This is a genomic window from Pedobacter alluvionis, assembly GCF_003664035.1.
Classification (GTDB): Bacteria; Bacteroidota; Bacteroidia; order Sphingobacteriales; family Sphingobacteriaceae; genus Pedobacter; species Pedobacter alluvionis.
In genome coordinates, this window is the sequence record NZ_RCCK01000010.1 from 543770 (window position 1) to 557400 (window position 13631).

Here is a 13631-nt window from a genome sequence, read left to right on the forward strand (position 1 = left end):
CTTTATCTGCTTAAAATAACTAAATTTTACTTTGGAACAAATTTTACCTCACTTAGATTCTGTATTCTCAATAGATTGTGTTTTGTTTGGATTTGATGGTAAGGAATTAAAAATCCTGCTAATTGAAAGGAATGAAGAACCATTTAAAGATTGGTGGGCACTGCCCGGTAACATTGTTGGCCCTGATGAAAGTTTAGATCAATCAGCCTCCCGGATTTTGTACGAGCTTACCGGTTTGCGCGGTATTTATATGGAGCAGTACTATGCTTTTGGCGATCCACACAGGCACCCACAAGGTAGGGTAATTACTTTGGCATACTATGCTTTGATTCGTTTGGGTGGAGATAAAGAATTACGCCCGATCAGTACTTATGCCAAACGGGCCAATTGGTTGCCAATCACCGATCTGCCTAAACTGGCTTTCGACCACCAGAAAATTTACGATAAAGGATTAGAAAAAATAAAACGACGGATTAAACACCAGCCTATAGCTTTCGAACTCTTGCCTGAGAAATTTACCTTAACACAATTGCAGCATGTGTATGAGCTTGTTTTGGGTAAAAAACTCGATAAAAGAAACTTTAGAAAGAAGATTGTAAGTTTCGGGGTATTAAAAGAACTCGACGAAAAACAAAAAGGTGTGTCGTACCGTGCAGCTACTTTGTACCGCTTTGATAAGCGTAAATACGCGAAACTTTTTGGTAAGGAGATTTCTTTCTAGCGGAGAGTGTTGAGCGGAGGGCGTTAAGCGTGGAGCGGAGAGTTGAAAGAAAGAAAAAATAATTAAACCTGTTATATAAAAAAATCCCGGTTTGAAATTTCAAACCGGGATTTTTTTTGCTAGTATATTATAATTTATACGACTCTGGACTAAAGACTCCAGACTTAGGACTGAAGCCTAAGCCTTAGGCGCTAACTCCAGGTGGTAATGTACCAGGTCATCTATAGGAGAGCGGATAATTTTACCCACACCCATTTCGTAACGGTCGGCTACAATACTTAAAATATCACGGAAACTATAGCCAACAGAACCCACACAGTTTAATTTATGGTCTTTGTAGTTAGGATAGTGGATGACCAAAGCTTCGAAAAATGCAGTAAAAGCATAATCAATGGTAGCAAAGGCATAATCCTCATAGCTATCTTTAAAATCGTATAAGAATTTACTAAAGCTTGCGCAGAAACGGTTTGGCAATGGCTTATTGTAAATGTTGTCGAAAATATCTTCGTTGGTTAAAGCATAATTATCATAAAAGGCTTCACGTAAGCCTTTCGGCATGTAACCTTTCATGTAATCGCTCAAAACGCGTTTACCGATGTACGAACCACTACCTTCATCACCCAGGAAATAACCTAATGAATCAATGTTCATGGTAATTTCAGATCCATCGTAAAGACATGAGTTGGTACCTGTACCTAAGATAGCGGCAAATCCTGGCTCGTTTCCAAGAAGTGCCCTGGAAGAGGCAAGTAAATCATGGCCTACAAAAATTGTTGCATTGATAAAGATTTGTTGCATGGCATCGGCCACAATCTTAACATTTGCAGGTGTAGAACAGCCGGCACCGTAGTAATAAACTGCTGTTAATTTCTCTCTTTCCAAGTGGTCTGGAAGAGTCTCATTCAAAGACTTTACAATGTACTCTCCTTTGGAAAAATATGGATTGTAACCTTCGGTGTTAAAGTAAATTTTTCTGCCGGCCTCGTTAATCAAACACCAATTTGTTTTGGTAGATCCGCCGTCTGCAATTACTATCATTTTATTTATTTTTGGTTTTAGCACGATAAAAGTATAAAAAGTCTTATATTTTGTATCCTTTTTTTTAATAATTTTTTAACAATTTGTTATTGTCGGAAATTAAGTGTGTAAAAAATACACTATATAGGTTCTTTAATCGCCGAAAAACCTTAAAATTATACCAGAAAAGGCATTGGTCTTTTTTTTAACGTCAAAAATATTTTACAATAAAATAGCGAAATGAACAATAGATTTTTAGATTTCAGGAGCGATACGGTAACCAGGCCAACGGCAGGAATGTTGGATGCGATGATGAATGCAAAAGTGGGCGATGACGTTTTTGGCGAAGATGAAACGGTGCATACATTGGAGACAAAACTGGCCTCGACCTTTAATATGGAAGTCGGATTATTTTGCCCATCGGGAACGATGACCAACCAGATTGCAATCAAGTGTTTTACCCAGCCTATGGACGAGGTAATCTGCGATCAGACTGCACATGTATACCGTTACGAAATTGGGGGCATTGCCTTCCACTCCGGCGCATCGGTAAGGCTGTTGCATGGCGAACGCGGAATTTTGACGCCAGAGCTGATAGAACCTGAAATCAACGAAGATAATATTCACTATCCCAACTCCAGTTTGGTTGTTTTGGAAAATACAGTAAATAAAGGTGGCGGAAGCTGTTATACCTTATCACAGATTGCGCCTATTCATCACCTTTGTAACATAAAAGGACTCAAGCTGCATTTAGATGGGGCGCGTATTTTTAATGCACTAACGGCCACAGGCGACAAGGCAAGCGAATATGGTAAATATTTTGATGGCATTTCTGTTTGTCTATCTAAAGGACTCGGCGCACCAGTGGGTTCGGTATTATTAGGAAGTAAACAAATGATCCATAAAGCACGTAAAATCAGGAAAGCTTTTGGTGGAGGCATGCGCCAGGCCGGATTTTTAGCCGCTGCCGGTATTTATGCGCTTGATAACCATGTAGAACGTCTAAAAGATGATCATGCACATGCGCAAGCTTTGGCTAATGCTTTAACTACCGCAAAATATGTAAAATCAGTAATGCCTGTTGAAACCAATATTGTTATTTTCGAAGTAGAAAAAGGATCAGCAGATAAAATTGTAAGCCAGTTAAAGGAAAAAGGGCTGCATTGCAATACCACCAGCGCGAGTACCATTCGTTTGGTAACACACCTGGATTTAAGCCCTGAAATGATTGATCAGGCTATTGAAATAATATTACATTTGTATTAGTCGGAGGTCCGAAGTCAATAGTTTTATAGTTCATGGTCAATAGTCAGGTAGTTCATTTACAATTTGCATATACACAAAGTCTAACCAAAATGCCCGAAAACTCCAAACTCCAAACCCCAATCTCCAAACTCTTAATCGCTAACCGTGGCGAAATCGCTTTACGTATTATGCGCTCGGCAAAGGAAATGGGGATTAAAACGGTTGCTGTTTTTTCTGAAGCAGACCGGAATGCACTGCATGTACGTTACGCCGATGAGGCAGTTTGTATTGGTCCGGCTCCCTCTAACCAGAGTTATTTGGTCGGTGAGAAAATTATCGATGCATGTAAACTAACGGGCGCTGAAGCCATTCATCCTGGATATGGCTTTTTATCAGAAAATGCAAATTTTGCACAAATGGTTGCCGATGCGGGACTCATTTTGGTTGGTCCTTCGCCGCAGGCTATGGAAACCATGGGTAACAAATTATCAGCAAAGGCAGCAGCACTAAAATATAACATCCCGATGGTTCCCGGAACGGAAGAAGCCATTCAGGATGTAAACGAGGCAAAACAGCGTGCAATTGAAGTTGGTTTCCCGATATTAATCAAAGCCGCTGCAGGTGGTGGGGGTAAGGGAATGCGTATTGTAGAGCGGTCTGAAGATTTTGAAGAACAAATGCAGCTTGCAGTAAGTGAGGCTACTTCAGCCTTTGGCGATGGGGCTGTTTTTATCGAACGTTATGTTACCTCGCCAAGGCACATCGAAATACAGGTTCTAGGCGACACTCATGGCAATATTGTTCATCTTTTTGAACGTGAATGTTCTGTGCAGCGGCGTCATCAGAAAGTTGTAGAAGAAGCCCCGTCAGCTGTTTTAACAGAAGAAATCAGGCAGCAAATGGGAAAATGTGCGGTAGATGTAGCCCGTTCGGTAAATTATACCGGAGCTGGTACGGTTGAGTTTATTTTGGATGAGAACCTCGATTTCTTTTTCCTGGAAATGAATACCCGCTTGCAGGTAGAGCATCCGGTAACTGAGCTGATTACAGGTATAGATCTGGTAAAAGAACAGCTAAAAATTGCTTCAGGAGAAAAATTGAGTTTTAGTCAGGAGGACTTAAAAATCAGTGGACATGCTATAGAACTTCGCGTTTATGCTGAAGACCCGGCCAATAATTTTCTGCCTGATATTGGTGTTTTACAGACCTACAGCACACCTAAAGGCAATGGAGTAAGGGTTGATGATGGCTTTGAGCAGGGCATGGAAATCCCAATTTATTATGATCCGATGATTGCAAAACTGATCACTTACGGCAAAGATAGGGAAGAAGCTATAGAGCGAATGGTGAGGGCTATTGAAGAATATGATATTACGGGGATAGAAACTACTTTGGGTTTTGGTAAGTTTGTCATGCAGCACGAAGCTTTTAAAACGGGTAATTTTGATACGCATTTTGTAGGCAAATACTTTAAGTCTGAAAGTTTAAAGGTACAGGATGAAACCGAAGCCTTAATTGCTGCGGTAATTGCTGCAAAACTGTTTGAAAAAAAGGATGTAAAGTTGGGGGATGCAGTTGTTAAAAGTACTTCGGATTGGAGAAAAAATAGATTGAAATACTAGAATAAAAAGAATCATCACGCGATAGATCGTCATTCCCAACTTGATTGGGAATCGTAATGTCTTAGTCGAGTTTGTATGTAGTATTAAGGTTCCCGCCTGCGCGGGAATGACGTGTAGAAAAAAGAGAAGTATAAAATGTTCACAGGAATTATAGAAACACTTGGCAAAGTTACTGCCATTAAAAACGACCATACCAATATCCACTTTACAGTTTCATCGGCCATCAGTCATGAGCTTAAAATAGACCAAAGTGTTGCTCATAATGGGGTTTGCTTAACGGTTGTGGCTTTAAATGATGGAACACATACGGTTACCGCAATTGATGAAACCCTCAACAAAACCAATTTAGGGGATTTAAAAGTAGGCAGTAAAATTAACCTGGAACGCTGTATGCAGATGAATGCCCGTTTAGACGGCCACATTGTGCAGGGACATGTAGACCAGACAGCAGTTTGTGTTAAACGCGAAGAACTGGATGGTAGCTGGGAATACCGCTTTAAATATGATGCCAGTGCCGGAAATGTAACCGTAGAAAAAGGTTCGGCCTGCGTAAACGGTATCAGCTTAACTGTCGTAAATTCAGCAGACGACGAATTTTCGGTATTTATAATCCCATATACTTTTGAACATACCAATTTACAAGAGGTTGAGATTGGCGATACCGTAAATTTAGAATTCGATATTATCGGGAAGTATGTTGCCAGATTAATGAATCGATAATTTTTATTACCTTTTTTAGGTTAATTGTTTGTTTTGTAGGTAGTTGATTGATAATTGGCGTTATTTTAACGCTTAATTTTTCATGACAGTGCAGGATGGTTGGTTGAATTATATTGCTGAATATAGTAGTGTTAAAATTAAAAAAATTAACGCTAACCATTTATGAACAGAATCTCCCGCATGTTAAGCGCAATGTTTACCATTGCCTTGCTATTTTTATTTACAGTGAACGCTTCAGCTCAAAAAATCTCCTTAAAAGATTTAACTGTTGAGTATTTAGTAAATCCTTTTAGTATTGATAACCCTAAACCCAGATTTAGCTGGAAAATTATTTCAACAGCAAAAAACACCAAACAAAACAATTATGAAATCAGGTTGGGTACCTCGCCAAAAATTGACAAAGTTTTATGGAAAACAGCTGTAAACAATAATCAATCGGTACTGATTGCTTATGATGGTCCTCAATTGTCATCCAAAACCAAATATTACTGGCAGGTTAGGGTAAAAGACAACCACGGAAATGTATCTGCATGGTCGCCTGTTCAGTTTTTTCAAACAGGTTTAAAACCTGAAGACTGGAGCGCGAAATGGATCGCAGTGGAAGGTAAAGATACTTCACTCGCTAGTCCACTGTTCAGAAAAGAATTTAACCTCAAAAAAGAAGTAAAATCTGCAATGGCTTATATTACCGCTAAGGGCTTGTATGAAGCCAGTATTAACGGCGGGCGTGTTAGTGATGCTTATTTTGCTCCAGGTTGGACAAGTTATAAAGATCATATTCAGTACCAGGTTTACGATGTTAAGCAATCGCTGAAGAAAGGCGCCAACGTAATTGGTGTTTCATTAGGCGATGGCTGGTATAAAGGGCGTATAGGCTTTAGTAATCAAAAACAATTTTATGGCGATACCAGGGCATTGTTAATGCAACTGGAAGTGGAATATACCGACGGAAGTAAAGAAACCATCGTAACGGATAATAGCTGGAAAACAGGTTATGGGCCGATACTGACCTCCAATATTTATGATGGTGAAACCTACGATGCCCGATTAGAACTCAGCGGCTGGAATAATATCGGGTTTAAAGAAAATACTAACTGGAAACCTGTGCAAGAACTGGCTATGGGGCCAGAGAAATTGATTGGAATGAGCGGGCCGCCGGTAACCAAACATGAAGAATTTAAAGCTTTAAAAATATTTAAAACGCCTTTAGGTGAAACTGTTGTCGATTTTGGGCAGAACTTAGTGGGCTGGGTAATGTTAAAAGCCAAAGGTGCAGCAGGTACGAAAATTACCATTAGCCATGCTGAAGTATTAACCAAAGAAGGGAATTTTTATACCACTAACCTCCGGTCGGCCAAGCAACAAAACAATTATATTTTAAAAGACGGAACCGAACAGGTGTTCGAACCTCATTTTTCTTTTCAGGGTTTCAGGTATGTAAAAATAGATGGTTATCCTGGTGAACTTAAATTGGAAAACCTTACCGCTGTAGCTGTTTATTCGGACATGAAAACCACTGGGAAATTCAGCACCTCCAATCCCTTACTAAATCAATTGCAGCATAATATTAGCTGGGGACAGAAGGGGAATTTTGTTGATGTGCCAACAGATTGTCCGCAAAGAGATGAACGTTTAGGCTGGACAGGGGATGCGCAGGCATTTGCCTCAACTGCGGCATATAATATGGATGTATCGGGCTTTTTTACCAAATGGCTAAAAGATGTTTCTGCAGATCAGCTTCCGAACGGTAGTGTTCCATTTGTAATCCCAAATGTGCTGAACCAAAATGATGCAGGTTCTGCAGGCTGGGCTGATGTGGCTACCATTGTTCCCTGGGATATGTATGTATCATACGGAGATAAAGGGATTTTGGAAACGCAATATGAAAGCATGAAAAAGTGGGTAAATTATATCTCATCAGTAGCAAAAAATAACCTTTGGAATACGGGTTTCCACTTTGGTGATTGGTTGTTTTACCGGCCAAATGATGATAATGATGGACGTGCCGCAGTAACTGATAAATACATGATTGCGCAAACATTTTACGCACACTCAACCCAGTTGCTGATAAATGCGGCAAAGGTATTGGGTAAAACAGACGACGTAACGAAATACAATGCGCTGTTAGAACAGATTAAAACAGCTTACATCAAAGAGAATATGACACCGAGCGGCAAATTGATCTCTAATACCCAAACGGCATACGTGCTCGCTTTACAGTTTGATATGCTACCTGAAAACTTACGTGCGCAGGCAGCACAACGACTGGTAGATAATGTAAGAGATTATGGAAACCACCTGACTACGGGTTTTTTGGGTACACCATATCTTTGTCATGTATTAAGCCGTTTTGGGCATGAAGATGTAGCTTACGATCTGTTATTGCAGGAAAGTTATCCTTCATGGTTATATCCTGTTAAAATGGGGGCGACCACCATTTGGGAGCGATGGGATGGCATTAAACAGGATGGCTCTTTTCAAACGGCAGATATGAATTCTTTTAACCACTATGCTTATGGCGCCATTGGCGATTGGATGTATAAAAATATTGCCGGGATTAATCCTGTATCAGCTCAACCGGGTTACAAAAACATTTTAATTGCACCGAGACCAGGTAGGAAGTTAACCAATGCTTCAGCAGAACTGGAAACGGTGTATGGTACGGTTAAATCATCATGGACCATTACAGGTGGCGTTTTTAAGCTGGATGTAACTGTGCCAGCCAATGCAAGTGCTACCGTAGTATTGCCTAAAGCAGATAAAAAAGAAGAAATAGGCTCAGGTAGCTATCATTTTGAATGCAAATATTAATCGCTAATATTGCAGCATTGTAAAAAGAACACGAAAGATCGTCATTCCCAACTCGATTGGGAATCTTAATGCGCTGAGTAGTAAGATTCCCGCCTGCGCAGGAATGACGATTTAGATTAATGATGATAAGGCCTCTATAGATGCGGCAAAAATAAATGTACAGTAAAGAAGAAGCAGCCCGTTTACGTCAACAGTTTTGGATCAGTTTTGGGCAATATATGAAACCTGTTCCTTCAGCGAGCGGTTCGACCGTAAACTGGACGAACTACAAGACTGGTGTGAAGAACATCTTCTTTAAAATGGATGTTGATGGTAAGAAGGCATTTATCAGTATTCAACTTTCGCATCCTGATTCCGAAATCAGGCACCTTATCTTCGAACAGTTTGAAGAATTTAAGCTCTTGTTTACCAATAGTGTAGGCGAAGAATGGGATTGGATTAAAGATGCAACCGATGATTTCGGAAAAACGGTATCTCAGATTTCAATTAGCATTACCGGAGTAAGCATTTTTAATCAACAGCACTGGCCAGAATTGATCTCCTTTTTTAAACCCAGAATAATTGCCCTGGATGAATTTTGGGATAATGTAAAACCTGTTTTTGAAGATCTGGTTTAATGCGTCACTTTTAATTGCGCTATCCGGTCTTTCGAAAATTTGATTTCTTCTTTATCATCTGTTAAGCTCGGTTTGCTTTTTAGATAAAGGTTATAATATTTAAGCGCATTTTTACCTTGTTTTAAGCGGGAATCGTAAAATACGGCTAAACGATAATATAGGGTGGGCGTTGCTTTAAACTGCAGTCCTTTCTTGTAGGCGGCGTTCGCGAATGTTAACTGGTTGTTTTCTTCATAAACCAATCCCAATAAAGAATAATAGCTGGAAGTATTGGGTGAAATGGCTTCATCTATGGTTTTCTTAGTGTAAATAGCCGCCTGTGGATAATTCTTTAGTGCGCGGTAACTAAGTGAAGTATAGTATAAAGTCGACTCGTTTTCCATAGCTAACGCCTCCAATAGTTTAAAAAGATCAATCGCTTTCTGATATTTTTTGGTGTAATAATAGGCCTTTGCTACATCTTTTATCACCCCCGCATCGGCTGCATCTTTCAATAATTTCTCTCCCGAGACAATTGCCTCACCGTACTTTTTAAGCTGGTTGGCAATAGGAAGTTTCGCTCTTTGCAGCACCAGGTTGTCACTATCTCCCTTAATGGCAACATTAAGTACATCATAAGCCTTTTCGTATTGCTGATAGGTGGAATGAACTTCAGCCAGATCGGCAGCAACATCCCCCTCTAAGGGATTAATCCGGTTTGCTTTAAGCAGGTAAACGAGTTTCATTGAATCTGTTGGCAATGGATACAGATTGGCTAACAGTTTGTAAACACTAAAATTATTGCTGTCTATCTGCACAATTTCCCCATAATACTTTTTGGCCTTTTCGGTATTCCCCCTTTTGTTGTTGATGCTACCCAAGCTAAAAAGAATAGGCAGGCTTTGTGGCTGCAGTGAATAGGCTTTGCTGTAAAATTTTTCGGCTTCTACATTATTGCCAGCCATTAAAAAACAATAACCAATCTGGCTGAGGGTTTTGAAATCTTTCACTTCTTCTCCATAAATACCCTTGAGGTATTGAGCAGCATCGCCATAGCGTTGGGTCTGATAGAAGTCGAAAAGTTTTTCTTTATCAATTACAGTTACGTTTTGTGCGTAAATACCTATACTTAAACAAAGCAATGCCAGTAATGTGAACAGGTTTTTCATAATGGTTAATATTTTAACTAATTTATTAGTTGTTTTTGATAATTCCAAATCCGTTTTTAAAAAATTAGGGAAACAAAACAAAATAGGGGGTAAGGGGTTTATACAGAATAGTTGAACTAAAAAATAAGACCTATGAATACTTTAAAGAAGTTTGAATTAATGGAAAAGATTGTGCGTGAACTGGAAGATTTACAAAATTCTCAGCAGGCACTTATTCAAAAAATTGGTAAAATTGAAGTAGATAATATCGAACTGGGTGATAGTCGCCTGGAAAAAGATTTACCAGATATTCATCAAAATTTAGCGGATAACTTAGACACTATCTCAGGAATTTTAGATTACTTTGCGGGTAAAACACAAAACTTTGGTGATAAAAACAATGTTGATGCTTTAAAAGAACAAGAAGCCATTAACAATGCCACCAGCTAAATTTAATCGCATATGAAATTTTTATCTTTAACCGTTGCCTTTTTGCTTGTTGGCTTATTTGCCAGCGCACAGGTATTACCGTCTTTCCAGCTGGGCATTAAAGCTGGTGCAAATTTTTCGAAATTTGATAGTGAAAACACTTTTAACAGCAATAACCGCACTGGTTTTTACGGCGGCCTTTGGGCTAGGGTAGGTGCAGCAGGCGTTTATTTTCAGCCAGAGCTTTATGTATCAGGAAAAAAAGCAGATTTAGTAAGTGATGCAACGGGAGAGGTAAATAAAGTGCGCTTTACAAGTCTTGATGTGCCACTATTGGTGGGTACAAAATTTGGTGCTGCCGGTATCGGACTCCGTTTAAACACGGGGCCAATGTTCTCATTGATATTAGATGAAAACCAAAGTTTTGGTCAGGCAGCAGGAAGTGTATTCAAGGCAGACTTTAAAAATCAAGCTATGGCCTGGCAGTTTGGTGCAGGTTTAGACCTGAAAAAACTAAGCTTTGATGCACGTTACGAACTTGGCCTGTCAAAAATAAACAAAGCAGGTTATCCTGGTACCAAGCTAAATTTGTTTACGGTTGGTTTAGGTTATAGGATTCTGTAATAAAAATTATTAAGAAAGAAAGGTGTTCATTAAAAATGGACACCTTTTTTTATGCCTTAGATTTCCTGGAGTGTATTTTCTGCCTATCTGGAAAGGCTATATCAGGATTTTTAAAAGATAAAATTTGCTTTTGTAAAATTGTTAATTACATTTGTATCGTAAACGATATAATCGTTTACGATACAAATAAAAAAATATAATATGAAAACGTTGTATGAAACAAGCGCTACCGTAACCGGCGGACGTAATGGAAAAATAACAAGTGAAAATGGTGTTTTAGAACTTGAAGTAAGAATGCCAAAGGAACTAGGTGGTACTGGTGAGGGTTATACTAATCCTGAACAGCTTTTTGCTGCAGGTTATGCAGCTTGCTTTGATAGTGCATTAAACTTAGTTATGCACCAGGATAAAGTTAAGCCTGAAGAACCATCTACAGTTAAAGCAAATGTTTCGTTGCACCCAGATGAAAAAGGAGGCTTCAAGTTAGGCGTTTCCTTACAGGTGCATATCCCAGGCATTGAAGCCACACAGGCTCAGCAATTGGTAGAGAAAGCGCATACGATCTGCCCATACTCAAATGCGACACGTGGAAACATTGATGTTAAATTGGAAGTAATTTAATTATTGAATTAAGCAGAGGCGTGATGACAGATGGAGGTGGGCCGTCATTTCGACCGTAGTGGAGAAATCTTTAAAATACCTTAAAGATTTCTCTGCTCTGTTCTAGCTAAATTAACAACCGATCTTTGTATTCAAAAGCAAGTTTCGGAGAAAATGATTTACTTAGCTGAATATTTTATTTTTAAAGAAAAACTTGCGATGGAAATAGACGAGTCTTTAAAGCTGGAAAATCAATTGTGTTTTCCACTTTATGCTGCTTCGAGGTTAGTAACCAAATGTTATCAGCCTGGGCTTGATGCCTTGGGCATAACCTATCCGCAATATCTGGTATTAATGGTGTTATGGGAAAAGGATTCGGTTAACCTAAGCCTGCTTTCGCAGAAATTGATGCTGCAATCGAATACTTTAACTCCTTTACTTAAACGCATGCAGGAAACCGGACTTGTAGCACGCGTTAGGTCACTAAAAGATGAAAGAAGCATCGTGATATCGCTTACAGAAAAGGGATTGGCATTGAAAGAAAAAGCACCGGTTTTACGGGCTCAGCTTGGCGATCATCTGGGTATAAACCTTGAAGAAATTATCCAATTGAAAACCCTGCTTGATAAACTGATCAAAAACCTGGCGGTATAAATTAGGTTTACCAATTAAAAAGGCTGCATTAGCCTTATTTTTCTGGTTCAACTTCGGTCAGCTCATAAGCAAACGACCCATTTTTCGGGATAATTGGAGTAGCCCTTCCAACGCTCAATGCTTTTATGAATGAAGCTCCGAAATAGAATATCAATGAAGAGTAGAATACAAAAAGCATAATTACGATAATCGATCCGGCCGATCCATAAATATTGCTGATGTTACTCAGTGGCAATAAAATCCTTAAAATATATTTTCCTACTGTAAAAAGGCAGCCGGTTAACAGGCCTCCGGAAATTGCTGCCCTCCAGGTTGGACGCCCGTTTGTTAAATACCTGAAAAGTATGGTAAACCAGGTGGTTACGATGACTACAAAAACCAATTGGTTGATGATTGAAGTTAAGACTAATCCGAAAGAAGGAGCACCGTCTTTTAGATAGGCGCCAATATAAGCCTGCACACTATCGGCCAGTAAACCGATGAAAAATAATATGCCTGCAAATAAGATAATTGTAACGGATATAGCCCTTGATTTAAGTGTATTAACAATCCCTTTTTTATCTTTCTGGCCTATATTCCAAATCTGTTCTAAAGAGTTTTTAATCACATTGAATAGCGTAGTAGCTACGAAAAGGAAAAATATAAAACTGAACAAAGTAACATACCAGGCTTGATCGATCCCGCGGATGTTTCTTAATGTAGTTCTAATCTGTAAAATACTTTCATTATCTAGAATACTAGCCAAACGTTCGAACAGGTGTGTAGCCAATAGCCGTCTATCAGTAAACATCCCGAATAGCCTGATGAGGATAATTAATATTGGAGGTAAAGCGAAATTGGTAAAAAAAGCAGTAGCACCGGCCAAACGTAAGGGATCATTCTGCTGAAATAAATTAAATGCTTTTCTTACGGTCGAGAAAAAAAACTTCAGATCTTGTATTATCGATGGCATTACTCCTGCGTTAAACTCAAAAGGCCGAAAATAGTAAAAATACTTTGTTCAGCCTTTTTTATAAATGTAAAGATTCTAGTGTGTTTTACTGAAAACCATTAAGGTTTTATCGCCGTTCAACAGATATAGTTTATTATCAGCTATTTTAGCGCTATTAACCTGATTAAGGGCGTGTAAGTATGCGCGTTCAGCAGCATCAGTTTCCTGACAGAACATTTTTGTGCTAAAAACGTTTTTAACGGTTATTTTATTATCAGTAATTTCTCCCTGACCACCGTAACTGTTGCAGAACGATTTTCCACTGATTCTAAGGCTGTCAGCAATGTTTAGCGTTGCTTTTGCTGTTGAGGGTAAAGTTAATCCTGGCAGTGCGGTTAATTCCCATTTAGTATTGGTAAAACTTGCCGGATCTAATTTTTCTTTACAAGAACTCAATAATAAGATCAACAATCCACAGTAGATAAGGTGTTTCATAACAAAAGGTTTATATGA

At 39.0% G+C, this 13631-nt stretch carries 14 protein-coding genes; 10 read left to right on the top strand and 4 right to left on the bottom strand.

Annotation, left to right across the window (positions count from 1 at the left end; genetic code table 11):
• Positions 1-31: 31 nt before the first annotated feature.
• Positions 32-721 carry an NUDIX hydrolase gene (locus BCL90_RS02365; RefSeq protein WP_051692040.1) on the top strand — a complete coding sequence of 230 codons (690 nt, stop codon included), beginning with the start codon at positions 32-34 and terminating at the stop codon, positions 719-721.
• Between the two features lie 177 nt (positions 722-898).
• On the opposite strand, the gene BCL90_RS02370 is transcribed toward BCL90_RS02365, so the two are convergent.
• Positions 899-1759, bottom strand: coding sequence for an N-acetylglucosamine kinase (locus tag BCL90_RS02370; protein ID WP_121282347.1), 861 nt, complete (start codon positions 1757-1759; stop codon positions 899-901).
• A 219-nt stretch (positions 1760-1978) separates the two neighbouring features.
• On the opposite strand from BCL90_RS02370, the gene BCL90_RS02375 reads away from it, so the two are divergent.
• From BCL90_RS02375 to BCL90_RS02395, 5 genes are all read left to right on the top strand, one after another.
• Entirely contained in the window at positions 1979-3004 is a 1026-nt protein-coding gene (locus tag BCL90_RS02375) for a threonine aldolase family protein (RefSeq protein WP_121282349.1), read from the top strand.
• An 89-nt stretch (positions 3005-3093) separates the two neighbouring features.
• Entirely contained in the window at positions 3094-4605 is a 1512-nt protein-coding gene (gene accC / locus BCL90_RS02380; RefSeq protein ID WP_121282350.1) for an acetyl-CoA carboxylase biotin carboxylase subunit, read from the top strand.
• A 135-nt stretch (positions 4606-4740) separates the two neighbouring features.
• On the top strand, positions 4741-5325 hold the full coding sequence (locus BCL90_RS02385) for a riboflavin synthase (protein WP_121282352.1): 585 nt from the start codon (positions 4741-4743) through the stop codon (positions 5323-5325).
• Positions 5326-5487: 162 nt separating this feature from the next.
• Positions 5488-8136 (top strand): glycoside hydrolase family 78 protein, encoded by a 2649-nt coding sequence (locus tag BCL90_RS02390; RefSeq protein WP_121282354.1) that lies wholly within the window; start codon positions 5488-5490, stop codon positions 8134-8136.
• Positions 8137-8291: 155 nt separating this feature from the next.
• Positions 8292-8753 (top strand): DUF4268 domain-containing protein, encoded by a 462-nt coding sequence (locus BCL90_RS02395; RefSeq protein ID WP_121282356.1) that lies wholly within the window; start codon positions 8292-8294, stop codon positions 8751-8753.
• Here BCL90_RS02395 and BCL90_RS02400 read toward each other — a convergent pair.
• Positions 8750-9901, bottom strand: a complete 1152-nt coding sequence (locus BCL90_RS02400; RefSeq protein ID WP_134380535.1) for a tetratricopeptide repeat protein — start codon at positions 9899-9901, stop codon at positions 8750-8752. The two genes, BCL90_RS02395 and BCL90_RS02400, sit on opposite strands and share 4 nt — an antisense overlap.
• A 132-nt stretch (positions 9902-10033) precedes the next feature.
• On the opposite strand from BCL90_RS02400, the gene BCL90_RS02405 reads away from it, so the two are divergent.
• The 4 genes from BCL90_RS02405 to BCL90_RS02420 all read left to right on the top strand — a co-directional run bounded on the left by BCL90_RS02405 (position 10034) and on the right by BCL90_RS02420 (position 12187).
• Positions 10034-10330 carry a hypothetical protein gene (locus BCL90_RS02405; protein WP_121282359.1) on the top strand — a complete coding sequence of 99 codons (297 nt, stop codon included), beginning with the start codon at positions 10034-10036 and terminating at the stop codon, positions 10328-10330.
• A gap of 12 nt (positions 10331-10342) precedes the next feature.
• A complete protein-coding gene (locus BCL90_RS02410; RefSeq protein ID WP_121282361.1) occupies positions 10343-10933 on the top strand; it encodes a porin family protein in 591 nt (196 codons plus the stop codon).
• A gap of 201 nt (positions 10934-11134) precedes the next feature.
• A complete protein-coding gene (locus BCL90_RS02415) occupies positions 11135-11554 on the top strand; it encodes an organic hydroperoxide resistance protein (protein WP_121282362.1) in 420 nt (139 codons plus the stop codon).
• A gap of 153 nt (positions 11555-11707) precedes the next feature.
• Positions 11708-12187, top strand: a complete 480-nt coding sequence (locus BCL90_RS02420; RefSeq protein ID WP_244095039.1) for a MarR family winged helix-turn-helix transcriptional regulator — start codon at positions 11708-11710, stop codon at positions 12185-12187.
• Between the two features lie 34 nt (positions 12188-12221).
• On the opposite strand, the gene BCL90_RS02425 is transcribed toward BCL90_RS02420, so the two are convergent.
• Entirely contained in the window at positions 12222-13139 is a 918-nt protein-coding gene (locus BCL90_RS02425) for a YihY/virulence factor BrkB family protein (protein WP_121282364.1), read from the bottom strand.
• Positions 13140-13214: 75 nt separating this feature from the next.
• On the bottom strand, positions 13215-13613 hold the full coding sequence (locus tag BCL90_RS02430; protein WP_166792159.1) for an META domain-containing protein: 399 nt from the start codon (positions 13611-13613) through the stop codon (positions 13215-13217).
• Positions 13614-13631 lie beyond the last annotated feature (18 nt).